Annotated in this window: 10 protein-coding genes and 1 rRNA gene; 4 read left to right on the top strand and 7 right to left on the bottom strand. The window is 60.9% G+C overall.

What is annotated here, in order from left to right; genetic code table 11:
* Positions 1-60: 60 nt before the first annotated feature.
* Together rrf and QZR14_RS27285 are read left to right on the top strand one after the other, a co-directional pair.
* Positions 61-176 (top strand): 5S ribosomal RNA (gene rrf, locus QZR14_RS27290).
* A 384-nt stretch (positions 177-560) separates the two neighbouring features.
* The gene (locus QZR14_RS27285; RefSeq protein ID WP_250608309.1) at positions 561-2,441 is read left to right on the top strand and encodes a methyl-accepting chemotaxis protein; all 1,881 of its coding nucleotides are present in this window, start codon (positions 561-563) and stop codon (positions 2,439-2,441) included.
* A gap of 111 nt (positions 2,442-2,552) precedes the next feature.
* Here QZR14_RS27285 and QZR14_RS27280 read toward each other — a convergent pair whose 3' ends face one another.
* The 5 genes from QZR14_RS27280 to QZR14_RS27260 form a co-directional block, all read right to left on the bottom strand.
* The gene (locus QZR14_RS27280) at positions 2,553-3,020 is read right to left on the bottom strand and encodes an SRPBCC family protein (RefSeq protein ID WP_250608311.1); all 468 of its coding nucleotides are present in this window, start codon (positions 3,018-3,020) and stop codon (positions 2,553-2,555) included.
* 22 nt (positions 3,021-3,042) lie between these two features.
* A complete protein-coding gene (locus tag QZR14_RS27275; RefSeq protein ID WP_311998236.1) occupies positions 3,043-6,435 on the bottom strand; it encodes an amino acid adenylation domain-containing protein in 3,393 nt (1,130 codons plus the stop codon).
* 13 nt (positions 6,436-6,448) lie between these two features.
* Positions 6,449-7,378: a diiron oxygenase gene (locus QZR14_RS27270; RefSeq protein ID WP_311998235.1), complete on the bottom strand. Its 930-nt coding sequence runs from the start codon at positions 7,376-7,378 to the stop codon at positions 6,449-6,451.
* Complete coding sequence (locus QZR14_RS27265; RefSeq protein WP_250608317.1) at positions 7,375-8,151, bottom strand: DUF3050 domain-containing protein; 777 nt, start codon at positions 8,149-8,151, stop codon at positions 7,375-7,377. Before QZR14_RS27265 ends, QZR14_RS27270 begins: the two co-directional genes overlap by 4 nt.
* Positions 8,152-8,894: 743 nt before the next feature.
* Positions 8,895-9,605: a GntR family transcriptional regulator gene (locus QZR14_RS27260; protein WP_250608319.1), complete on the bottom strand. Its 711-nt coding sequence runs from the start codon at positions 9,603-9,605 to the stop codon at positions 8,895-8,897.
* Between the two features lie 196 nt (positions 9,606-9,801).
* On the opposite strand from QZR14_RS27260, the gene lapG reads away from it, so the two are divergent.
* Both lapG and lapD read left to right on the top strand, forming a co-directional pair.
* Positions 9,802-10,494: a cysteine protease LapG gene (lapG, locus tag QZR14_RS27255; RefSeq protein WP_311998234.1), complete on the top strand. Its 693-nt coding sequence runs from the start codon at positions 9,802-9,804 to the stop codon at positions 10,492-10,494.
* Between the two features lie 14 nt (positions 10,495-10,508).
* Positions 10,509-12,455, top strand: coding sequence for a cyclic di-GMP receptor LapD (gene lapD, locus QZR14_RS27250; protein ID WP_311998233.1), 1,947 nt, complete (start codon positions 10,509-10,511; stop codon positions 12,453-12,455).
* Positions 12,456-12,667: 212 nt separating this feature from the next.
* Here the strand turns inward: lapD and QZR14_RS27245 are convergent, their stop codons facing one another.
* Positions 12,668-13,006, bottom strand: coding sequence for a hypothetical protein (locus tag QZR14_RS27245; RefSeq protein ID WP_007918987.1), 339 nt, complete (start codon positions 13,004-13,006; stop codon positions 12,668-12,670).
* Between the two features lie 147 nt (positions 13,007-13,153).
* The coding region (locus QZR14_RS27240) for an immunoglobulin-like domain-containing protein (RefSeq protein WP_311998232.1) at positions 13,154-26,117 on the bottom strand (12,964 nt) is incomplete at its 5' end.

Raw genomic sequence — 26,117 nt, 5'->3', positions numbered from 1 at the left:
AAGTAGAAACATCCGTTTTTTCTGGCTTGTTACCGTGTTGACGGGCCAGATACAGAATTTCTTGACGACCATAGAGCGTTGGAACCACCTGATCCCATCCCGAACTCAGAAGTGAAACGATGCATCGCCGATGGTAGTGTGGGGTTTCCCCATGTGAGAGTAGGTCATCGTCAAGATTAAATTCCGAAACCCCTGTCTGCTAACGCAGACAGGGGTTTTGTCATTTCAGGATCAGGTAAAGAAACGACAAAGCCAGCCCTTGAAACATCAGGGGCTGGCTTTTTTATGCACGGGAAAAAGGGTTACAGGATTCGAAACTGCTGCCGGAACATTGCTCCGGAGAAACACCGCGGCGAAAGCTCTGGCACGCCGTTCGGCGGGAATCCGGCAGAAATACCATCCATTTTCCGCACAGCCCTAAGATTTCTCCGACATGTGCCGACAGACTGATGAGACATGCGTGCACCAAAGTAGAGCGGCCAGAAGAACGCTGCCTGCGCTGTACATGGAATGTTGCATCCGGAACGCATCCCCACTTTTGGCATAAGAAGTCCCATGAAATGAATCTCAAGTTCAGCCATAAAATCCTGTTGGCCGCTTCGGGCGTCGTGGTCCTGGCGTTCGCGCTGTTCACCCTCTACAACGACTACCTGCAGCGAAACACCATTCGCCAGAACCTCCAGTCCTCCGTACAACAGGCCGGTGACTTGACCGCCAGCAGCGTGCAGAACTGGATGAGCGGGCGGATCCTGGTGCTGGAAAACCTCGCGCAGAACGTCGCCCATCAGGGCAAGGACGCCGACTTCCCGGGCCTCGTCGATCAGCCGGCCTTCACCTCGAACTTCCAGTTCACCTACGTCGGTCAGGCTAACGGTGTGTTCACCCAGCGCCCTGATGCGAAGATGCCGGACGGCTACGACCCGCGTCAGCGCCCGTGGTACAAGCAAGCCGTCGCGGCTGACAAAACCATGCTGACGCCGCCGTATATGGCTGCCGTTGGTGGACTGGTGGTGACCATCGCCATGCCGGTGAAAAAGAACGGCGAACTGCTCGGTGTGGTCGGTGGTGACCTGAGCCTGGAAACCTTGGTGAAGATCATCAATTCGGTGGACTTCGGTGGTCTCGGTCATGCGTTCCTGGTCAGCGCCGACGGTCAGGTGATCGTCAGCCCGGACAAAGATCAGGTCATGAAAAACCTGAAAGACATCTACCCGAACACCAGCGTACGCATCGAGAAGGGCAACCAGAACGTGGTGCTCAACGGTCAGGAGCGTATTTTGTCGTTTACTCCGGTCAGCGATCTGCCGAATGCGCAGTGGTACATCGGTCTGTCGATCGATCGCGACAAAGCCTACGCCGCACTCAGCCAATTCCGTACCTCGGCGCTGATCGCGATGTTTGTGGCTGTGGCCGCGATTGCCCTGCTGCTGAGCCTGTTGATCAACGTGTTGATGCGTCCGCTGACCACCATGGGCCGCGCGATGCAGGACATCGCTCAGGGCGAAGGCGACCTGACCCGTCGTCTGGTGGTCGAGAGCAAGGACGAGTTCGGTGAATTAGGCAGCGCCTTCAATCAGTTCGTTGAGCGGATTCACGCGTCGATTTCCGAAGTGTCTTCCGCCACCCGTCATGTGCACGACTTGTCGCAACGCGTAATGGCGTCGTCCAACGCTTCGATCATCGGTTCTGACGAGCAAAGTGCGCGCACCAACAGCGTCGCTGCCGCGATCAACGAATTGGGCGCGGCCACTCAGGAAATCGCCCGCAACGCTGCCGATGCTTCGCAGCACGCCAGCGGCGCCAGCGAGCAGGCCGATGACGGTCGTCAGGTGGTCGAGCAGACGATTCAGGCGATGACCGAGTTGTCGCAGAAGATCAGCCTGTCGTGCACGCAGATCGAAACCCTGAATGCCAGCACCGACAACATCGGCCACATCCTCGATGTGATCAAAGGCATCTCGCAACAGACCAACCTGCTGGCACTCAACGCTGCGATCGAAGCGGCGCGTGCCGGTGAAGCCGGACGTGGTTTTGCCGTGGTGGCGGACGAGGTGCGTAACCTGGCCCATCGCACCCAGGAATCGGCGGAAGAGATCCACAAGATGATCACGTCGTTGCAGATCGGTTCGCGCGAAGCGGTGACCACGATGAACGCCAGTCAGGCGTCCAGTGAGCAGAGCGTGGAAGTGGCCAATCAGGCCGGTTTGCGTCTGGTCAGCGTGACCCAGCGCATCGGTGAAATCGACGGCATGAACCAGTCGGTGGCCGCGGCCACGGAAGAGCAGACCGCCGTTGTGGAAACCCTCAACGTCGACGTCAATCAGATCAACCTGCTGAACCAGCAGAGCGTCGCTAACCTCAATGAAACGTTGAAGGATTGCGATGCGTTGTCGCAGCAGGCCAATCGCCTGAAGCAATTGGTCGACAGCTTCAAAATCTGACCGCGTTATCGTTCTTCGCGAGCAGGCTCGCTCCCACATTTGGAATGCATTTCTCTGTGGAAAAGAGCCTGCTCGCGAAAGCGGTCTAAAACTCACCGCAAAGCCGAAGCCTTAGACAAACAGCTTCAGCACATTCCCCATCGCATCATCCGCAAACCCCTGCACAAAATCCTTGAACCCCGGCAACGCCTCTTCACCGCCCGAAGCCGGCTCGGCAATGATCGTCCACGTCGCCCGAGACTTACCCGTGGCCAGCGATTCGACATTCATCGCCGCCCACAGATTCGCCACCCCCAACGTGTTGTAAATCGTCGTCCAGGTCATGCTTCGCGCCTGCTCATCGCGGGAGTTGAGTTGCTCGACCACCACATTGCCGTCCTTGAAAAATTTCTTGCGCAGCGAAGACACACCGTCGCCAGTCATTTCGATGTGCGACAGCGCCGGAATGAATCGGTCGAACCCGCCGAAGTTGCCGACCACCGCCCAGACTTGCGCTGCGTCCGTCGGTACTTCCACCGAAGAGACGACATGGCAGCCATGCGGGTTTTTGATCAGGGTATCGGGTTGCAGAGTGCTCATGGTGTTGCTCCTTTTTGATGGATCAGATGAAGTTGATTTCTTTCAGGTAGTCGCAGCCACGACGCAGCAGCGCCGGGGATTTCTGCGGGTAGTGCGCGCCCATCTGCTGCACGCCGGCCTCAGCGTTGGCGTGGCCGATCAGGGAGATGTCGCCGATGTCCTCTTCAAAGCCGTTGAGGTAGAAACCGAGCACACCGAACAGCGCGTTGTCGGCGTCGACGCGGTTCAGTTGCTGCTGCCAGTCGGCGACGCTGACCAGCGAGAACTCGCTGCCGGTTTCGCGGAACGACGCGACGTAGGCGTCCCAGCTCAAAGGCTCGGGGTTATGCAGATTGAACACCGCGCGGTCGGGCGAATAACGGCTGGCGTGGAAGGCGATGAAGCGGGCGAGAAAGTCCACCGGCATCAGGTCGAAATTCAGCGCAAAGGCCGGCACCTGGCCGAGCTGGATCGAGCCTTTGAGCATCAGCATCAAACGGTTTTTGTGCGGCTGACAAACGCCGCTCAAGCTGTTGAAACTGATATTGCCGGGGCGATACAGATTGACCCGGACGCCGCGCTCCCGCGCCCGTTCAAGGATGCGCTCGCCGACCCACTTCGAGAGGTTGTAGCCGTTGCGAATGTAGATCGGTGGGGTCGTGGAGGCGGGCAGTTCCAGCACCCGTCCGGTATCGTCGACCGTGCTTGAGGCCGACAGTGTCGAGACGAAATTGAAAACCTTTTTGCTCTGCCCTTCGCACAGGCGCAGCAGCGCGAAAACCGGTTCGACGTTGTCCGCCGCCAGCGACTCGTAATCAAGCACGTGATTGACGTTGGCGGCGTTGTGCACCAGCGCGCCGAAGTCGCGATCGAGGCGCTGATAATCGTCGTCATTCAGGCCCAACTGCGGACGCGTAATATCCGCCGCGTAAACCCGCACCCGGCTCAGATCCAGATGCTCCAGGCGGTTTTCCCGCAGTGACTCGGCGAAGCGTTGCGCTGCGGTTTTGCCGCCGCCATCGCGCACCAGACACGCCACTTCGCTGGCACCCCAACCGAGCAGCGCCTCAACGATGTGCACGCCGACAAAACTGTTGGCGCCGGTGACGATGACCTTGTGCACATCGCCCATGCGGCTGATCGGCAGCGGTTCGATTTCCAGCGCACGCTCGGCGTCGGCCATGGCCTGAGCGCTGAGTACGGCGCTGTCATCGGTGCCACGCACCAGCGTTGCCAGTTTGATGATGGTCGGCAGTTCGATGAAGCGGTTGATCGAGATGCTACGGCCGAACTCTTCACGCAAACGCAGCAACATGCGCGACAGCAGGATCGAGTGGCCGCCGAGATTGAAGAAGCTTTCGTCGGTGGATATGTCGCTGCTTGGCAGCTCCAGCAACTCCGCCCAGATCTGCAGCAGCAATGCTTCGTCGGCATTTGCCGGTAGGCATTTCGACCCGCTGTTCTGCACGCTCACCGGCAGCTCCAGCAGCGCTTTACGATCGACTTTGCCGTTGCTGGCGAATGGCATGCTCACCAGCTCGGTCCACGCCACCGGTTGCATGTAGTCCGGCAAAAACTGCCTGGCGTGGGCTTTCAGCGCGTCGCGTGCGGCTTCCGATTGCGGCTGGGCAAGGAACGCCAGAATGCGCCGCTGAGGGTCGATCACCACCGCCACTTGTCGGTACAACTGGCTCTCGCGCAGGCAGCGTTCGATTTCTTCCGGCTCGACCCGGAAGCCGCGGATTTTTACCTGATTGTCGCGGCGCCCGCACAGCTCGATACCGTGCTCACCCCACTTGGCCATGTCGCCGCTGCGGTAGGCGCGCAGCGTTTCGCCGTCCGGTAATTGCAGGGTCAGATAGCGCTCGGCGGTCTGCTGTGGATTGTTCAGATAACCGAGGCAGACGCCGGGCCCGACGATGAACAATTCACCGACGGTGTGCTCCGGTACCGGTTGCAAATCGTCATCGAGAATCAGCACCTGACTGTTGGCGATCGGCGCGCCGAGGCTGCGGTTGCTGTCACCGGGGACTAGCTGGCGGGCGGTGATCAGCACCGTGGCTTCGGTCGGGCCGTAGAGATTGTGCAGTGTGCCTTGGCGGGTCAGTTGCTCAATGACGAACGGCTCGCAGACGTCGCCACCGGTCATCACTTGCACACCTTCCAGTTGCTCCAGCGGCAGGATGCTCAACAGCGCCGGTGGCAGGAATGCGTGGGTCAGGTGTCGGCGGCGGATCAGCGCGATCAGTTGCAACGGATCTCGCCGTTGCGTGTCGTCGGGCACCACCAGTTCGGCACCTTCGAGCAGGGTCGGGAAGATGTCGATCAGCGACGAATCGAAGCTCAGCGACGAGAACTGCAAGACCCGACTTTCGCTCTGCAATTGCACGTAATCGGCGTACCACGCGGTGAAGTGCGCGAGGTTGGCCTGACTGAGCAGCACGCCCTTCGGATGCCCGGTGGTGCCCGAGGTGTAGAGCGCCATGCACGGCGCATCAAGTTCGAAGCGGCGGCGCATCAGCGGTTGGCGGAGATCTGCCTCGTCGCTATGGATGCGACTGACATCCAACCCCGCCATGGTTGCGCTGAGTGGATGCTCGCCGTCATGCAACAACAGCAGCGCACCGGCGTTTTGCAGAATGTATTGCTGGCGCTGCAGTGGATGACTCGGCTCCAGCGGCAGATATACCGCGCCGCTGCCGAGGATCGCCAGAATCGAGGCGAACAACGCCGGGCTTTTCGGCAGGCAGATGCCGACCACCCACGGTTGCGGATGTTGTTCGAGCAAGGGCAGCAAGCGCTGTTGAATCGCGCGGCTATGGGCGTGTAGCTGGCGATAGCTGATCGACTGTTCGGCGAGGTGCAGCGCCGGTCGCTCGGCGTGGCGAATCAAGCTTTGTTGCAGGCGCTCGATCACCGGGATTTGCGCCTGTTTCAGCAGCGCAGGATTGGCCGTTTCATTGAGGCGATGGACATAAGCCAGGCTGTCGAGAAACAGCAGGTTTTCCATTCGCTCGAAATCCGGCGCAGGCACTGACGCGGCCTGCTGCAGATAGTCAGCATCGCGGGAGACGCGGCTGACCAGCAACGCCACTTCATCGACCACCTGCGTCAGCACCCGTTGCCGCAGCGTCTGCCCGTTACCGCACGGCTCATCAGCAATCGGCACGCGGCTGATCAGTGACGAGCCGAGGAAGCACAGTAAATCGAGTGTCGGCAAACGGGCCGTGCGTTGCACGCCGACACCCAAACGCAGATGCAGGTGCGGGATCGAGCAGAAATCGCCGGCGCCGATAAAACCATCGTCGATGATCAGATCCACCGTCGCTGCACCGGCAGCGCTGCGTTGCAATGAATGACCGTGTTGTTCCAGTTCCTGCGCCAGCTCGGTCATGGCCTGGCTGGTGCCAATCAGCAAAATGTCGAGACGTTTCATGTTGGCCTCCTCATCAAACCAGGTAGTCGCGCAGCGCTTGCTGCACGCAGGGCGTGTCGAGCAGCGAGCTGTTGTGGAAAAACTTGACGATGTTGCCTAGCAGCGGGTGATGGCGATTGATCGGGAACGCCAGCCCGGCCATCTCGTCCCTGAGAGAGCGGCGCGTGGCCTCGCTGACCGGCAGAGAGTCGATCAAGCGCAGGTCGAAGGATTTCTGGATGTCGTTGGTCAGGTAATGGCCGATGAACACCGGCAGAATCTGCGCGATGGTTTCGCGATCCGCCGCGTTGGCGGTGTGCCAATAGATGCGCACCATCCGCGCCCAGAAACTCGAATGGCGACCTTCGTCGAGCAAGTGATCGGCCATCAGGCCCTTGATCGACGGCTTGACCGTGTCATCGCGGGCGAACGCGGCAACATCACCGGTCACGGTGTTTTCGGCGATGGCCACGCAGATCAATTCCACCGCGCTGCGCAGGTGCTCCGGCGCCAGTGCGACGGCAGCGGGGATGGCCCGGCTCAGTTCGATCTGATCGGGCAACTGAATGGGTTCGATACCGGTCATCGCTACCGTTTGCTGCATGAAATCCATCGCCACCAGGGCGTGGTAGTCCTCGTCGACCACCACGGTCATCGCGTCGTAACGACAGGCAAACGGGAAGGCCACGGCGAAGCGATTCTTGGCGATGCTGCGCGCGGTCTTGTCGACGATCTCGGTCTCGAAAATCACCACGTCGTTGATGAATTTGTACAGCGTCTGCACCAAGGCGAAATCACGCTGTTGCGGGCACTCGCGCAGGAAGGTTTCGCTGAGCACCAGCGGCTGGCGGCTGAGCGGATAGATCAGGCGCTCGTCGTCTTCGAGCACGCGCCGCGGGCGGGTGCGGATGGTCGCGCGGTTCTCCCAGGCGTCGGCAAAGGATTGATAGTCGGCGGCGTTCATTGGGCCACCTCCGCCAGCGGCTCGCGCATGCTCACACGCAGGCCGTCCCACAGGGCGATGCGACTCTCCACGGCGGCGATGGCGCTGGCGTAGACCTCGGCCTCGCGCTGCGGATCGCCGTCGACCAGGCGTTCGAGCAGGTGTTCCGCCGCCGGGCCGTGGTCTTCGGAGTCGACCTCGATGTGGCGCTGCAGGTAATAGCGGAAGGTCGGCGCCTGTTCGATACCGATACCCCAGTCGTCAAGAATGCGCTGGAACATGGTCGGGATCACGCTTTCGCGGCCATGCAGAAACGCCGCCGCCACGCTGTGTCCCGGTGCATTCAGGGCGGTGCGCAGGGTGTCGCGGACAAACTGCGCGGCGGCCGGATCTACCTCGACGCTTTGCAGCGCGACGTCATAGCTCACGCCTTCCTGTTGCAGGGCCACAAAGCGCTCCACGGCCGTGGTGCTCGCGCCGATTTCGCGCATCGCATCCAGGTACAACTCGAAATGGCTGTAATGCCCTTCGGTCAGACGATCATCCGATTCTTCGCCGAGGACGATTTCGTTGATCAGCCGGGCGGCATGAGGATCGCGCGGCGGCAACCACGGCAATCGGGTACAGGTCAGTTCCTGCTGCAGGCGTTTGGTCAGCGACATGAAATCCCATACGGCAAATACGTGGGTTTCCATGAAACGACGCAACACCGACAACGAGGTGATCTCGGAAAAGATCGGGTGAATGCTAAGTTCGGCTTTTTTCAGGGCGAGTTGGTTCTTAGTGGGCATCATGATGTCCTTTATCGTTGATATGAAATGGAACTGCTCTGCAACTGCGCAATCAATGGAACTACGGCTTACTTGTTTTCTGTCGACAGACGACAGCCTTCCTTCCTGATAGGTAAGTGCGGGCCTGATATGCATGTGACATGGCGTCATGTCTGCCCATAAAGCGCTGCTGCTGTAACGCGGGCAACGGGCTGCTGCCGAGTTGAGGGGTGAAGTTCAAACTTGGCGAGGAAAAGCTAATACACCGACAAAGTATTTAACAAGTATATTTTTAATTATTTTAAGTTGGCTGTTTTTTGAAGTTGAGTAGTTCCGATAAAACTTCTGGGTGAAGTTTTATTTGGGCGTAGTTACTCCTTTCGGCGAATAACAGCCAAAATTGGTCAACAAGAGTGAATGCCTCACTCGAAGCAACTTTCCAATCAAAAGAATTGAATGATTAAGAGAGGCGGAAGTTGGCCGTGACCCCGCGCCATGACTTCCTTTTTCCCGTGGCAAGGCTCCTTCCGTAGGTTCCTGATGCGGGGACTGCGCCGGCAGCGCGACGCGTCGCCCGTTCTTTATAGGGTGGCGGTTCAAGAGTGCGGGTAAATTTGCGCCACGGCTATGACCGATTCATCAGCGGTAACGTGCAAATATCGGACTGAACGGCGCAGGGGAGGTTGGAGCGGGCATGCGGCCGCCCACCCGAGGGTTGGCGGATCGCTGGAGGATTGGTAAGCGGGTGATTCGCGAAGGATGTGGGCTCAGCGCGCGGCTTGGCGGCTTTGCGCGGCGGGAGTGGCAAGATAGCGGGTGATCACTTCGACGCCCCGATTGAGGTGCTGCTCAAGGCGTTTGATCGACAGCTCGGTGTCGCGATCCTGCACGGCTTGGAGCATCGCCCGGTGATCGTCCTGGGACAATTTGCCCAAGCCCATGGCCTCAAGGTTGAAGCGCAGAAAACGTTCTTCTTCGTTGAGCCCGTCTTCGACCAGGCGCAGCAAGCGTTGGTTGGGCGCCTTGCTGTACAGAGCCATGTGGAACAAACGGTTGAGCCGGCCGATTTCCGTGTAATCGTGCTGCGCCTCCAGCTCTTCGATGTAATCGGCTGCGCGTGCGTGGTCGGCAGCGGTCAGCAGCGGAATCGACTGACGCAGGGCTTCGGATTCGAGCAGGATGCGCAGCTCGTAGGTTTCGGTGGCATCCCCTTGAATCAACGGCGCGACCACTGCGCCTTTGTGCGTGGTCACGCTGAGCAGTTCCTGGGCTTCGAGCTGGCGCAACGCCTCGCGCACTGGCATGCGGCTGACGCCGAACAGATCGGCCAGATCCTGCTGACGCAGCGCCGTGCCGCAGGGCAGACGACCATCGAGGATTGCCGAGCGCAGGGTTTCTTCGATCACCGACCGGGCCAGATGAGCAGGAATCGGTCCATCGACTTTAATGCTGTGCAGCGGTTTGGGCTTCTGTGTCACGACTACGCACCCTGTAGGTCGGCCTGATTTGGATCCAAATGACACTAGTGATTGCTCTACAGCTTGTCAAACCTTGTAAAACATCGCTGTGCCAACTGAAGTTTAGCGCGCCAAGCATGATCTCATGGTGCCATTGTTTTTTGCCGGGCTAAGCTTCACCATCAAACGCTTTCCTTCCTGCCCCTGGAAACCTGCTGTGGCGGTATGTTTCGCGATCCCCCGAACGCTGCGCTGGCTCGGCTGCGCACTGTTGCTGGCCAGCCTTATGCTGGGCGGTCTGCATGCCGATTGGGATTTTTCCACAATCAGCCGCAAAGCTACGGCACTGTACGGGCCGCTGGGTGCCGGCCAGCAGCGCATCGATGCCTGGCAGAATCTGCTGGCCACGCAGAAACAGGTCAGCGAGATGGAAAAGCTCAAAGTGGTGAACCTGTTCTTCAACAAACAGGTGCGCTATGTGGAGGACATTGATCTGTGGCACGAGGTCGATTACTGGGAAACTCCGATCGAAGCCTTATGGAAAGGCGCCGGCGACTGCGAAGACTATGCGATCGCCAAGTATTTCAGCCTGCGTCACCTCGGGGTTTCCAGTGACAAGCTGCGCATTACCTATGTCAAGGCGTTGCGCCAGAACCGCGCGCACATGGTCCTGACTTACTATGCCACCCCCGATGCCATGCCGCTGGTGCTCGACAGCCTGATCGACCCGATTCAGCCGGCGTCGCAGCGAACCGATTTGCTGCCGGTCTACTCTTTCAATGCCGAAGGCCTTTATTTGCCGGGGGCCAAGGGCAACAAAAAGGTCGGTGATACCAAACGCCTGTCGCGCTGGCAGGATGTCTTGAAAAAAATGCAGGCCGAAGGTTTCCCGGTCGAGACGACTAACTAGGAGCATGCGCTCAGATGTCTTTGTTCAAACAGCTGTTGATCGCTATCTGTCTGTTCCTGGTGGTCGCCTTCACCGGCAGCTTCATGGTCAGTCTGGAGAGCTCGCGCACCCAGTACGTCAACCAGTTGCGTTCCCACGCCCAGGACGCTGCGACGGCGCTGGCCTTGTCGCTGACGCCGAATATCGACGACCCGGCCATGGTCGAGTTGCTGGTCAGCTCGATTTTCGACAGCGGTTATTACGCGAGCATCCGCGTGGTCGATCTGAAGACTGACCAGACGATTGTTGAGCGCAACGGCATTCCGGCCGTCACCAACGTGCCGGACTGGTTCGTCAAGCTGATCGGCCTGGAGCCGGCCGGTGGCGACGCGCTGGTCAGCCGTGGCTGGGAGCAGGCGGCGCGGGTCGAGGTGGTCAGCCACCCGATGTTCGCCGTCGCCAAGCTGTGGCAGAGCGCCTTGGGCAGCCTTGGCTGGCTGCTGATCTGCGGTGCGATCAGTGCGGCGCTCGGTGCGCTGCTGTTGCGCCGGCAGTTGAAGCCGCTGGATTACATGGTCAAGCAGTCCCATGCCATCGCCCGTCGCGAATTCCTCAGCCTGCCGGAATTGCCGCGCACCCCGGAGTTGCGCCGCGTGGTGCAAGCGATGAACCAGATGGTCGAGAAGCTCAAGGCGCTGTTCCAGGAGCAGGCCGAGCGCAGCGAGAAACTGCGCGCCGAGTCCTATCAGGACAACCTCACGGGGCTTGCCAACCGGCGCTATTTCGAAATGCAGTTGAACAACCGGGTGAGTAACCCGGAGCAGGCCAGTTCCGGTTATCTGCTGCTGTTGCGGGTCAAGGATCTGGCCGGACTCAACCAGCGTCTGGGTGGTCAGCGCACCGATGAATTGTTGAAAGCGGTCGGCGAGCAATTGTCTCGCGAATGCGCCAAATACCCGGAAACCCAGAACCTCGTCACCCGTATTCGTGGCGGTGAGTTTGCCGTGCTGGCGCCGGGGCTGGTCCGTGAGGAAGCGCTGCAACTGGCGCAGAACCTCGACAATGCTTTGAGCAGTTTGCACGCCACTGGGGCGACCGACGTGGCTGCCGTGGCGTCGATCGGCCTGGCACCGTTCACCCACGGCGATTCGCCGCAACAAGTACTGACGCTCGGTGATCAGGCGCTGGCGCAGGCCGAAGGGCAAGGCGAGCAGAATTGGGCGTGCATCGATCAGAGCCTGACGGCGGATGTCGGTGACGATCACCACGCCTGGCACCGTTTGCTCGATCAGGCCTTGAGCCAGCAGCGTTTCGAACTGTATTTCCAGCCAGTGGTGGCTGCCGCCGACACGCAACTGGTGCTGCATTACAAAGTGCTCTCACGCCTGCTCGATGATCAGGGCCAGACCATCCCGGCCGGGCGCTTCCTGCCGTGGCTGGAACGCTTCGGCTGGACCGCACGCCTCGATCGCCTGATGCTCGAACGCGTGCTGGAGCAGATGAAAGAACATGAGGAGTTGCTGGCGCTGAACCTGTCCTCGGCGACCCTGGCTGACCCGCAGGCGTTGAACAAAGTCTTCGAAATTCTGCGTGCGCATTCCAATCTGGGCGAGCGCCTGACCCTGGAAATCGGCGAGGAGCAATTGCCCGAACAAGCGGTGCTGGAGCAGTTGACCCGACGCTTGCGTGAGCTGGGCTTCTCACTGAGCCTGCAACGCTTTGGTGGTCGCTTTAGCATGATCGGCAACCTGGCACGGTTGGGCCTGGCGTACCTGAAGATCGACGGCAGCTACATCCGCGCGATTGATCAGGAGAGTGACAAGCGCTTGTTTATCGAAGCGATCCAGCGCGCCGCGCACAGCATTGATCTGCCGCTGATTGCCGAGCGGGTCGAGACAGAAGGGGAATTGTCGGTGATTCGCGAGATGGGCTTGTATGGGGTTCAGGGGCAGTTGTTTGGTGAGCCGAAGCCTTGGCGGTGAGTCATTGCAAAAGCACCCTCACCCTAGCCCTCTCCCAGAGGGAGAGGGGACTGATCGGGGGATATTCGCGAGATACGCCGATGTGAACGATTTGTTTTGAATCCATAATCGACCCGATTTTTCAGGTCGATGTGCGACGCCAGACACCTCGGTCAGCCCCCTCTCCCGGAGGGAGAGGGCTGGGGTGAGGGTAGGCTTTTGATTACGGGGGATCAGATCAACCCGCCCTCATCCTCATCGATCAACTGGCTCAATCCGCCCAATGCTTCACGCGCCTGGGTCCGGTCCATCAGTTTGGCCTGGGCCGCCGGTGGCAGGTCGGTGACGCGGATCACGCCTTTCTGGGTCAGCACCTGAATCAGGTCGTCGAGTACCCGAATCATTTCGAAGTCGCTCTGCTTGAGCTGCTTCAGGCTTGTTTCCACCACTTCATTGGCGAACCAGGCCTGGATTTCATGGCTGTCGGCCGGCAGCGTTTCCGTGGCCTCGGCGTAGGCCGCGGCTTCCACGCGAATCAACAGACCTTGCGCATCGCGTTGCACGTAAAACATTGAGCATCCCTCAGAAATGAACCAGCGTCATGCTGTCAGCAGCATAGTCAACTGTGCGCGAGTATGCGGGGCGGCGACGCAATCGTCACCGCTGCGATAAGCACAAACGTGACGGCCGCCCCATCGGGGCGGCCGTTTTGTTCACGATCAGCTGTTGTTGTGATCGACCTTGATGGTCGGGTCGCTGCCGGCAATCAGGTTGTGAATGTTGGCGCTCGACCAGTTGTTGCCTTCCAGTTTGATCGTCACGTCCGGAGTCGCGGCAGCGGCGTCGCCGGAGTTGAACTTGCCCGCCGAGCTGACTTGCAGCGACGACGTGCCGTCGACCGTGGTGATCTTCAGGAAGTTGTCGATGGTGCTGCCGGTCTCGCCCTGCAAAAGATCGCGCAGATCGATACGGTCACCTTCGCTGGCGTTGAAATCCTTGATCACGTCGTTGCCGGTGTCGCCCGACTTCCAGACGAAGGTGTCGGCACCGGAACCGCCGATAAGGATGTCATTACCCTGGCCGCCGATCAGCGTGTCGTTGCCGGTGCCGCCGAGCAGGATGTCATTGCCTTTGCCGCCATCGAGCAGGTCGTTGCCGCCCGAGCCGAACAGAATGTCATTGCCCGCGCCACCCAACAGTGTGTCGTTGCCGTCATGCGCACCGGAGACATCGAACGCCTGATAGTGCTCGGTGATGTACTGGTGCACGTTGCTGGTGGTGACCTTACTGACGTCGACCCCGGTTTCCTTGGCGACGAACGCCTGCATCGCCTGATAACCCTCGCCGGCGATGCCGTTGAAGCTCACCAGATCGCCGAACAGGATGTCGTTGCCGTCGCCACCGCTGACAGTGTCGTTGCCCGGCATCGTCGCTTCGGTGTGGCCGATGATCGAGTTGGCCAGATCCTTCGGATCGATGTTGGTCTGCGGTGTTTTATCCGAATCGTAAGGCTTCAGATCGTTGAGGCTGACGCCGCTGTTGAGGCCGATGGCTTCGACGTTCGACAGGCCGCTGAGCAAGGTGAAGCTGCTGTTGGAGTTATCGGTGGTCGCTGATGTGGTGCTGTTACCAGTACCTGCCAGGCTCGATAACTCGTAGGTGCCATCGCCCTGAGCGTGAACGGTGCCCAGGTTGGTGGTGCTCCAGCCGCGGCCGTTGTAAGTCTGCAACTGGGCATAACCGCTGGCGGTGATGCTCAGGTAATGCGTGTTGTCGATGTACGTGCTGAAAGTGTCGCCCAGCTTGTAGTTGCTGGTCGTCACTACGCTGTCGAACTTCACGTTGCCGTACAGCGTCGGGTTGGTCGACTCGCCGGTCTGGTAGTAGGTCGGCTGGCCGTCGGTGATGAAGTACGTGAGGTTTTTCGCCCCGGTGTTGGCCACGGCTTCCGTGCTCTGGAAGAAGTTGGCCGTGGTCTTGAACACGTCTTCATAGTTGGTACCGCCGCCGGACGCCATCGAGTCCAGTACCGCTTTGAGCTTGGTCAGCGCGTTCGGGTCGTTGAGATTCACCGACACCGACTTGTTGACCTGGGTATCGAAGTCCACCAGGAAGATGTTCACCGTACCCGAGTTGCTGCCGCCCAGGCTCTGCTTGAGGGTGTTAAACACCGAGGTCAGCGAGTCCTTGGCCGCGTTGAGCGACGAGGTGCTCATACTGCCCGAGCTGTCGACCATGAAGGCGATGTTGTAGTTGGTGCCAGGCACCACGGTCAGGCCGCCAATGTCGGCGACGATGATGTCGTTGCCATCGGTACCGGTAACGGTGTCATCGGCCGAGGTGGCGACAATGGAGTTGTAGACCGCCGGCACCACCGTGACCGGAATGGTCGCGGTGCTGCTCGCCGAACCGCCGACCATCTCGGTGGAGGTCGAGGTCACGGTCAGGTTGAACTGGCCGTTGTAGTACGGCGGCGGTGTCACGGTCAGGCTGCCAAGGTTCCAGCCGGTGACGTTGGCGTCGCCGCTGCTGGCGGTGACGGTGAAGGTATGGCCCGCGCCATCGCTGAGCACCGAGCCGACTGGCGCGCCGCTGATCTTCACGCTCAGGGTTTCCGAGCCGTCGGTGTCCGTCAGGGCGGTGGTGATCGCCGACAGTTTCACCGTGGTGCCTTCGGCGCCGGTGTTGAGTTTGTAGCCGTCGTAATAGCCTTCGCCATTGCTGCCGTGCAGATCGGAGACGGTCACGCCCGAGTTCACCAGATCCTGCACGCCGGTGTAGATCGGCACGCCGGCGCTGCTCAGGTCGATCGGCGTGCTGCCGTTGACCGACAGGTTGACGTCATAGCTGCCCGGGCCGCTCTGGTTGTGGTGGTAGATGTCCAGCGTGTAGTAACCGCTGGTGGTCGGGGTGAACGAGCCGTTGATCGCACCGCCCGCGCCCCATGTACCCGAAGCCACGCTCTTGCCGCCAATGGTGATCAGCAGACTGTCGTCAGCCACACCGCTGAAGGAGTAGGTCTTGCCGGCTTCCAGGTAGATCAGGCCCGAAGTTTTCGACGCCGTACCGGCAGTCACGCTGCCGTCCGACTGAACGTTGGTCACGTTGCCGCTGGAGTTCGGGGTGCCGGCGCCGTCGATCACGTTTTTCAGGGTGGTCGAGTTCGCACCACTGCCGTCGGTGCCCAGACCCGCCAGGCCGGTCCAGACTTCCTTGACCAGGCCGGTCGACTTCACGCTGTTGTCGGCCACGCTCACGGTTGGCGCATCCGCCACCGGGGTGATGTCGATCTTCACGGTGCCGGTGTTGCCCAGCAGTTGGCCGTCGGTTGGCTGGAACTTGATCTGTGCGTAATCCGCCTGATTATTGCCCAGGCCGGTGCCGCCGTAACCATTGACGCCCGACTCGTTGGCATCCGGCAGGAAGCGCAGCTTGCCGGCGTCGATGTCCGCCTTGCTGAAGGTCTGGTTGTTGGCGACGTCTTTCCAGGTCGAGCCGTCCAGGTACTGCAGTTTGCCTTCGCCCGGCAGCTGGGTGATTTTGATGCCAAGGCTGCTGGCCGGGCTGTCGACGTCGGTCACACCGAAAGTCGACCAGCCGAGTACCAGCGGGGTGTCTTCGGTGCCGGTGACATTGCTCGGTGCAGCGACCGGTGCGTCGTTGACCGCCACCACGTTGACCGTGGTGGTCGCGGTGTTGGAGTAGTTGCCGCCATCGGTCACGGTCACTGTAATGATCCGCGGCACGGTGCTCGGGTTTTCACTGCTGTTGGTGAAGCTGATGTTCTTGATGGCCTGCATGTAGTCGGCCAGCGTCGCGTTGCCCGACAGGGTCAGGGTCACGGTGCCGTTGGTGCTGTTGGCATTGATGGTGATGCCGTTGACGCTGTTGCCCAGGTTCAGCGCATCGCCGTCCTGACGGTTGGTCAGAACCACGGTAGCACCGGTGAGCATGGTGCTGTCCGGGTCGGTGATGCTGATGTCAGTGTCGGCAATCGACACACCTGCGCCCGGGGTGTTTTCGGTGAAGGTCACCTTGTAGTCGGCACCCGTCGCACCGCTGGAGTTGTTGGCGTCCAGGTCGAGCACAGGCGGCGCATCGTTGTCGATGATCGAAGTGCTGACGCTGCCATTGGTGCTGCTGACTGCGAGGTTCTCGAAGTTGCCGCCGGTGGCCGAATCGATCTTGACCACGAAGTTCTCGGTGCCTTCGGTGATCTTGTCATCGATGGTGGCGACGTTGAACTGCGCGCTGCTCGCACCTGCCGGGATCTTCACGGTGTACACGCCGGTGAAGTCCGAACCGTCGGCGGCGGTACCGCTGTAGACGATTTTCAGGGTCACTTCGGTTTGCGCCGGGTGGTTCAGGCTGACCGTGTAGCTGGCGGTCTGGCCTTCGGTCACCGAGCTGCTGCCAGTAATGCTGACCGTGGTGGTGTCGACCGTGTCGGTGACGTTGGTCACGGCTGGCGTGTTGCTGGTCACCAGATTTTCAAAGCTGCCGCCGCTGGTGCCGGTGATGGTCGCCTGCACGGTGCCGGCGTCTTTATAGACGTCGTCAGCTGGTGCCGGAACAGTCACGGTGCCGGTGGTTTTACCCGCTTCGATGGTGATCACCGAGCCGTTGCTCAGGGTCACGGTCACTGGACTGCCGGCCGCGTTGGTCAGGGTTGCGGTGTAGGTGATCTGGCCACCCTCAGCCACGGTGCCAGTCGCGGACAGCGACAGGTTGGTGGTGTCGACGGTGTCGGTCACGGTAGTGCTGACCGGGGTTTTGTCGGCGACCAGATTTTCGTAGTTGCCACCAGTGGCGTTGGTGATCGAGTTGGTCAGTGGCGCGTGGCCGGTCAACGCATCGTTCGGTGCGGTAGTGGTGGCGGTGCCAGTGGTCTGGCCAACACCGATGGTGATGGTCTGACCGTTAGCCAGCGTTACCACAACTGGCGAGCCAGTCACTGGAGCACCGACCGTGGCGGTGTAGACGACGTTGCCGCCTTCTGCCGCCGTGGCCGTTGCCGTCAGTTTGACGGTGGTGGTGTCGATGGTGTCGGTGACGCTGGTCACGGCTGGCGTCGTGCTCGGCACCAGATTTTCGAAGTTGCCACCGGTGGCGTTGCTGATCGTTGCTTGCACGGTGCCGGCGTCTTTGTAGACGTCGTCAGCCGGTGCCGGAACAGTCACGGTGCCGGTGGTTTTACCGGCGTCGATGGTGATCACGGCGCCGTTGGACAAAGTCACGGTCACTGGCGAGCCAGCGGCGTTGGTCAATGTTGCGGTGTAAACAATCGAACCGCCTTCAGCCACCGAGCCAGTCGCGCTCAGCGACAGGTTGGTGGTGTCGACGGTGTCGGTCACGTTAGTGCTGACTGGGGTCTTGTCGGCCACCAGATTCTCGTAGTTACCACCGGTCACGTTGGTGATCGAGTTGGTCAGCGGAGCGTGGCCAGTCAATGCGTCGTTTGGCGCCGTGGTGGTCGCGGTGCCTGTGGTCTGGCCAACACCGATGGTGATGGTCTGACCGTTGGCCAGCGTTACAACCACCGGTGAACCGGTCACCGGAGCACCGACGGTCGCGGTGTAGACGACGTTGCCGCCCTCTGCCGCTGTGCCGGTAGCCGTGAGTTTTACAGTCGTGGTGTCGATGGTGTCGGTAACGCTGGTGACGGCTGGAACAGTGCTCGGCACCAGGTTTTCGAAGTTGCCACCGGTGGCGGTGCTGATGGTCGCCTGCACGCTGCCGGCGTCTTTGTAGACGTCGTCGGCTGGCGCTGGAACGGTCACTGTGCCGGTGGTTTTGCCGGCGTCGATAGTGATCACGGCGCCGTTTGACAAGGTTACGGTCACTGGCGAACCAGCGGCGTTGGTCAGCGTGGCGGTGTAGATGATCGAGCCACCCTCAGCGACCGAGTTGGTAGCGCTCAGGGACAGGTTGGTGGTGTCGACGGTGTCGGTCACGTTGGTGCTGACCGGGGTTTTGTCGGCCACGAGGTTCTCGTAGTTGCCGCCCGTCACGTTGGTGATCGAGTTGGTCAGTGGTGCGTGACCGGTCAACGCATCGTTCGGTGCGGTGGTGGTCGCGGTCCCTGTGGTCTGGCCGACACCGATGGTGATGGTCTGACCGTTAGCCAGCGTTACCACAACTGGCGAGCCAGTCACTGGAGCACCGACCGTGGCGGTGTAGACGACGTTGCCGCCTTCTGCCGTAGTCGCCGTGGCCGTCAGTTTGACGGTGGTGGTGTCGATGGTGTCGGTGACGCTGGTCACGGCCGGCGTCGTGCTCGGCACGAGGTTTTCGAAGTTGCCACCCGTGGCGTTGCTGATCGTCGCCTGCACTGTACCGGCGTCTTTGTAGACATCGTCGGCTGGAGCTGGAACGGTCACGGTGCCGCTGGTTTTGCCAGCGTCGATGGTGATCACGGCGCCGTTCGACAGTGTCACGGTGACTGGCGAGCCAGCGGCGTTGGTCAGGGTCGCGGTGTAAACAATCGAACCGCCTTCAGCGACCGAATTGGTAGCGCTGAGCGACAGATTGGTCGTGTCGACAGTGTCGGTCACGGTAGTGCTGACCGGCGTTTTGTCAGCCACGAGGTTTTCGTAGTTACCGCCGCTGACGTCGGTGATCGCGTTGGTCAGCGGTGCGTGACCGTTCAAGACGTCGTTTGGAGCGGTAGTGGTTGCGGTGCCGGTGGTCTGGCCAACACCAATGGTGATGGTCTGACCGTTCGACAGGGTTACCACGACTGGCGAACCGGTTACTGGTGCGCCGACGGTTGCGGTGTAGACGACATTGCCGCCTTCTGCGGCAGTGGCGGTGGCGGTCAGTTTCACCGTGGTGGTGTCGATGGTATCGGTGACGCTGGTGATAGCCGGCGTCGTGCTTGGTACCAGGTTTTCGAAGTTGCCACCGGTGGCGGTGCTGATCGTCGCTTGTACGGTGCCGGCGTCTTTATAGACGTCATCAGCCGGGGCCGGGACAGTCACGGTGCCAGTGGTTTTGCCGGCGTCGATGGTGATCACGGCGCCGTTGGACAAAGTCACGGTCACTGGACTGCCGGCCGCGTTGGTCAGAGTTGCGGTGTAGGTGATCTGGCCACCCTCAGCCACGGTGCCAGTCGCGGACAGCGACAGGTTGGTGGTGTCGACGGTATCCGTGACGGTGGTCGATACCGGGGTCTTGTCGGCCACCAGATTCTCGTAGTTGCCGCCGGTCACGTTGGTGATCGAGTTGGTCAGTGGCGCATGACCGGTCAATGCATCGTTTGGCGCTGCGGTGGTTGCGGTGCCCGTGGTCTGGCCGACACCGATGGTGATGGTTTGACCATTGGCCAACGTCACGACAACTGGCGAGCCGGTTACCGGTGCGCCGACAGTCGCGGTGTAAACAACGTTGCCGCCTTCAGCCGCCGACTCGGTGGCCGTCAGTTTCACGTTGGTGGTGTCGATGGTGTCGGTGACGCTGGTCACAGCCGGAGTCGTGCTCGGCACCAGATTTTCAAAATTACCACCAGTGGTGGTGCTGATGGTCGCCTGCACGGTGCCGGCGTCTTTGTAGACGTCGTCGGTCGGGGCTGGCACGGTCACGGTGCCGGTGGTTTTGCCAGCGTCGATGGTGATCACGGCGCCGTTCGACAGAGTCACGGTCACTGGCGAGCCAGCGGCGTTGGTCAGGGTCGCGGTGTAAACAATTGAACCGCCCTCGGCCACAGTGCCGGTCGCGCTCAACGACAGATTGGTGGTGTCGACAGTGTCGGTCACGTTGGTGCTGACCGGGGTTTTGTCGGCCACCAGGTTCTCGAAGTTGCCACCTGTTACGTCAGTGATCGAGTTGGTCAGCGGAGCGTGTCCATTCAATGCGTCGTTTGGCGCCGTGGTGGTCGCGGTACCGGTGGTCTGGCCGACGCCGATGGTAATGGTTTGACCGTTGGCCAGGGTTACAACAACCGGCGAGCCGGTGACTGGCGCGCCGACAGTCGCGGTGTAGGTGACGTTGCCACCTTCAGCAGTCGACTCTGTCGCTGTCAGTTTGACGGTGGTGTCGTCGATGGTGTCGGTGACGTTGGTGACTGCCGGTACGGTGCTCGGCACCAGGTTTTCGAAGTTGCCACCGGTCGCGGTCGAAATGGTTGCTTCGACTTTGCCGGCGTCTTTGTAAACGTCGTCGGCGGGCGCTGGAACAGTCACCGTGCCCGTGGTTTTACCGGCCTCGATGCTGATCACGGCGCCGTTGGATAGGGTTACGGTGACTGGCGAGCCGGCCGCGTTAGTCAGTGTCGCGGTGTAGATGATCGAGCCACCTTCAGCGACCGAACCAGTCGCGCTGAGCGACAGGTTGGTGGTGTCGACGGTATCGGTGACCGTGGTCGAAACCGGGGTCTTGTCGGCCACCAGATTCTCGTAATTGCCGCCGGTTACACCGGTGATCGAGTTGGTCAGCGGTGCCTGACCGGTCAGTGCATCGTTCGGTGCGGTGAAGGTCACTGTGCCGGTGGTTTTACCGACTTCGATGGTGATGTTCTGACCATTGGCCAGCGTTACGGTGACCGGTGAACCGGTTACCGGAGCGCCGACAGTGGCGGTGTAGGTGACGGTGCTGCCTTCAGCCACGGAGGTATCAGCCGTCAGTTTGACGGTCGAGGTGTCGATGGTGTCGGTCACTTCGGTCACAGCCGGCGTCGTGCTCGGCACCAGGTTTTCGAAGTTGCCACCGGTAGCGGTTGAGATCGTCGCTTCAACCTTGCCGGCGTCTTTGTAGACGTCGTCGGCTGGCGCAGGAACAGTCACAGTGCCGGTGGTTTTGCCAGCGTCGATGGTGATCACGGCGCCGTTGCTCAGCGTCACGGTCACTGGCGAGCCAGCCGCGTTGGTCAGGGTTGCGGTGTAAACAATCGAACCACCCTCGGCCACAGTGCCGGTCGCAGTCAGCGACAGGTTAGTGGTGTCGACAGTGTCGGTGACATTGGTCGAAACCGGGGTCTTGTCGGCCACCAGATTTTCGTAGTTGCCACCGCTGACCTCAGTGATCGCATTGGTGATCGGCGCGTGGCCGGTCAATGCGTCGTTCGGCGCGGTGGTGGTGGCGGTGCCCGTGGTCTGGCCGACGCCGATGGTAATGGTCTGACCGTTGGCCAAGGTCACAACCACAGGCGAACCGGTCACTGGTGCGCCAACAGTGGCGGTGTAAGTGACGGTGCCGCCTTCAGCCACGGAGGTATCGGCCGTCAGTTTGACGGTTGAGGTGTCGATGGTGTCGGTGACTTCGGTCACGGCCGGCACAGTGCTCGGTACCAGGTTTTCAAAGTTGCCACCGGTGGCGGTGCTGATCGTCGCCTGCACCGTGCCGGCGTCTTTGTAGACGTCATCGGCTGGCGCTGGAACAGACACGGTGCCAGTGGTTTTACCAGCTTCGATGGTGATCACCGCGCCGTTCGACAAGGTCACGGTGACGGGCGAGCCAGCCGCGCTGGTCAGGGTTGCGGTGTAAACAATCGAACCACCCTCGGCCACAGAACCCGTGGCGCTCAGCGACAGGTTAGTGGTGTCGACAGTGTCGGTCACGGTGGTGCTGACTGGCGTCTTGTCGGCCACGAGATTTTCGTAGTTGCCGCCGGTTACACCGGTGATCGAGTTGCTCAGCGGCGCCTGGCCGGTCAACGCATCGTTCGGTGCGGTGAAGGTCACTGTGCCGGTGGTTTTGCCGACTTCGATGGTGATGTTCTGACCATTGGCCAGGGTCACGACCACAGGCGAGCCGGTGACTGGCGCGCCGACAGTGGCGGTGTAAGTGACGGTGCCGCCTTCAGCCACGGTGGTATCGGCCGTCAGTTTGACGGTCGAGGTGTCGATGGTGTCAGTCACTTCGGTCACGGCCGGAACAGTGCTCGGTACCAGGTTCTCGAAGTTGCCGCCCGTCGCCGTCGAGATCGTCGCTTCGACTTTGCCCGCATCTTTGTAGACATCATCGGCTGGCGCCGGAACAGACACGGTGCCAGTGGTTTTGCCGGCTTCGATGGTAATCACCGCGCCGTTCGACAGGGTTACCGTAACTGGCGAACCCGCTGGGTTGGTCAGGGTTGCGGTGTAAACAATCGAACCACCCTCGGCCACAGAACCCGTGGCGCTCAGCGACAGGTTGGTGGTGTCGACGGTGTCGGTGACATTGGTCGAAACCGGGGTCTTGTCGGCCACGAGATTTTCGTAGTTGCCGCCGCTCACCTCAGTGATCGCATTGGTGATCGGCGCGTGGCCGGTCAATGCATCGTTCGGCGCGGTGGTGGTCGCGGTGCCGGTGGTCTGGCCAACACCAATGGTGATGGTCTGACCATTGGCGAGGGTCACGACCACAGGTGAACCAGTGACAGGTGCGCCCACAGTCGCAGTGTAAGTCACGGTGCCGCCCTCAGCCGCCGACTCGGTCGCGGTGAGTTTGACGGTGGTGGTGTCGATGGTGTCAGTGACGTTGGTCACGGCCGGTACGGTGCTCGGTACCAGGTTTTCGAAGTTGCCGCCCGTTGCCTCCTTGATCGTGACTTCGACTTTACCGGCGTCTTTATAGACGTCATCGGCTGGCGCAGGAACGGTCACGGTGCCGGTGGTTTTGCCCGCCTCGATGGTGATCACCGAACCGTTCGACAGCGTCACGGTTACCGGGGTGCCGGCCGGGTTGGTCAGTGTCGCGGTGTAAACGATCGATCCGCCTTCAGCCACCGAATCGGTCGCGGTCAGGTTCAGGTTGGTGGTGTCGGTGGTGTCCGAAACCGTGGTGTCAGCGGACTTGCCGTCGACCGCCAGTTTTTCGAAATTGCCGCCAGTGGCGCCGTCGATGGTCACGCTCAGCGAGCTGCCGCCGGCCAGAGGGCTGTTCGGTGCAACGAAGTTCACCGAACCGGTGGTTTCACCGACAGCGATGGTGATGGTCTGTCCGTTGGACAGGGTCACGACAACCGGCGAGCCAGTCACTGGTGCGGTCACGGTCGCGGTGTAGACCACGGTTTCGCCTTCAGCGACGTTCGCCGTGGCGGTCAGCGACACGGTGGAGGTGTCGATGGTGTCGTTGACCGTAGTGACCGCTGGCGCTGTGCTGGTGACCAGGTTTTCGAAGTCGCCGCCAGTCGCACCTTTGATGGTCGCTTCAACCGTGCCGGCGTCTTTGTAGACGTCATCTTTCGGCGCGTCGACAGTAACGGTGCCAGTGGTTTTGCCAGCGTCGATGGTGATCACTGCGCCGTTCGACAGAGTCACGGTGACCGGTGAACCAGCAGCATTGCTCAGGGTCGCGGTGTAGGTGATCTGGCCACCTTCGTTGACCGAGCCGGTCGCGCTCAGCGACAGGTTGGTGGTATCGACGGTGTCGGTGACGGTGGTGCTGACCGGGGTTTTGTCGGCCACGAGGTTTTCGTAGTTGCCGCCGGAAACGTCGGTGATCGCGTTGGTGATCGGCGCGTGGCCGGTCAGCGCATCATTCGGTGCGGTGGTGGTCACGGTGCCGGTGGTTTTGCCGACTTCGATGGTGATGTTCTGGCCGTTGGCCAGGGTCACGAGGACAGGCGAACCGGTGACCGGCGCGCCGACAGTAGCGGTGTAGGTGACGGTGCCGCCTTCAGCCGCCGACTCGGTGGCGGTCAGTTTGACCGTGGTGGTATCGACCGTATCAGTCACGTCGGTGACGGCTGGAACGGTGCTTGGCACCAGGTTCTCGAAGTTGCCGCCCGTAGCATCCTTGATGGTCACTTCGACCTTGCCGGCGTCCTTGTAGACGTCATCGGCTGGTGCAGGAACGGTCACTGTGCCAGTGGTTTTTCCGGCTTCGATGGTGATCACCGAGCCGTTCGACAGGGTCACGGTGACAGGCGAACCTGCGGCATTGGACAGGGTCGCGGTGTAAGTAATCTGGCCGCCTTCAGCCACGGTCCCCGTCGCGCTTAGCGACAGGTTGGTGGTGTCGACAGTGTCAGTAACAGTGGTCGAAACCGGGGTTTTGTCGGCGACCAGATTCTCGTAGTTACCGCCGCTTACGTCAGTGATCGCGTTGGTCAGCGGGGTGTGGCCGTTCAACGCGTCGTTAGGTGCGGTGGCGGTTACGGTGCCGCTGGTTTTGCCGACTTCGATGGTGATGTTCTGGCCGTTGGCCAGGCTCACTACAACCGGAGAACCCGTCACTGGAGCACCGACGGTGGCGGTGTAAGTAACGGTGCCACCTTCAGCCGCTGACTCGGTGGCAGTCAGTTTGACCGTCGAGGTGTCGATGGTGTCAGTGACTTCGGTCACGGCCGGCACAGTGCTCGGGACCAGGTTCTCGAAGTTGCCGCCGGTAGCATCCTTGATAGTGACTTCGACCTTGCCGGCGTCTTTGTAGACGTCATCGGCCGGCGCCGGAACGGTCACTGTGCCAGTGGTTTTACCGGCCTCGATGGTGATCACCGAGCCGTTCGACAGGGTCACGGTGACAGGCGAGCCCGCCGCATTGGTCAGGGTCGCGGTGTAGATGATCGAACCACCCTCGGCCACGGAACCGGTAGCGCTGAGCGACAGATTGGTGGTGTCGGTGGTGTCGGTCACTGTGGTGGTGATCGGGGTTTTGTCGGCGACCAGATTTTCGTAATTGCCGCCGCTCACGCCGGTGATCGAGTTGGTCAGCGGGGCCTGACCGGTCAGCGTATCGTTCGGTGCGGTGAAGGTTACGGTGCCGGTGGTCTTGCCCACTTCAATGGTGATGCTCTGACCATTGGCCAGGGTCACCACGACAGGAGAACCGGTGACCGGCGCGCCGACAGTGGCGGTATAGGTGACGGTGCCGCCTTCAGCGACCGTGGTGTCGGCCGTCAGCTTCACGGTCGAGGTGTCGATGGTGTCAGTGACTTCGGTCACGGCTGGCGTGGTGCTCGGGACCAGGTTCTCGAAGTTGCCGCCGGTGGCGTCCTTGATGGTGACTTCGACCTTGCCGGCGTCTTTGTAGACATCATCGGCAGGCGCAGGAACAGTCACGGTGCCGGTGGTTTTGCCCGCTTCGATGGTGATCACCGAGCCGTTGCTCAGGGTCACGGTGACCGGGCTTCCAGCGGCATTGGTCAGGGTCGCGGTGTAGGTGATCTGGCCGCCTTCGTTGACCGAGCCGGTCGCGCTCAGCGACAAGTTGGTGGTGTCGACGGTGTCGGTGACGGTGGTGCTGACCGGGGTTTTGTCGGCCACGAGGTTTTCGTAATTGCCGCCGGAAACGTCGGTGATCGCGTTGGTCAGTGGAGCGTGGCCAGTCAGCGCATCGTTCGGCGCACTGGTGGTCACGGTGCCGGTGGTTTTACCTACTTCGATGGTGATGTTCTGACCGTTGGCCAGGGTCACGACAACCGGGGAACCGGTGACTGGCGCGCCGACCGTCGCGGTGTAGGTGACGGTGCCACCTTCAGCGGCCGACTCGGTGGCGGTCAGTTTGACCGTCGAGGTGTCGACAGTGTCAGTGACTTCAGTCACGGCCGGCGTGGTGCTCGGTACCAGGTTCTCGAAGTTGCCGCCCGTAGCATCCTCGATAGTGACTTCGACTTTGCCGGCGTCTTTGTAAACGTCATCGGCAGGCGCAGGAACGGTCACGGTGCCAGTGGTTTTACCCGCTTCGATGGTGATCACCGAGCCATTTGACAGGGTCACGGTGACTGGCGTGCCGGCCGGATTGGTCAGCGTCGCGGTGTAAACA

The sequence above is a fragment of the Pseudomonas sp. rhizo66 genome, from assembly GCF_031931925.1.
GTDB lineage: Bacteria > Pseudomonadota > Gammaproteobacteria > Pseudomonadales > Pseudomonadaceae > Aquipseudomonas.
Note: the sequence above shows the minus strand (reverse complement) of the source record. Positions and strands in the feature narration are given on the sequence as shown.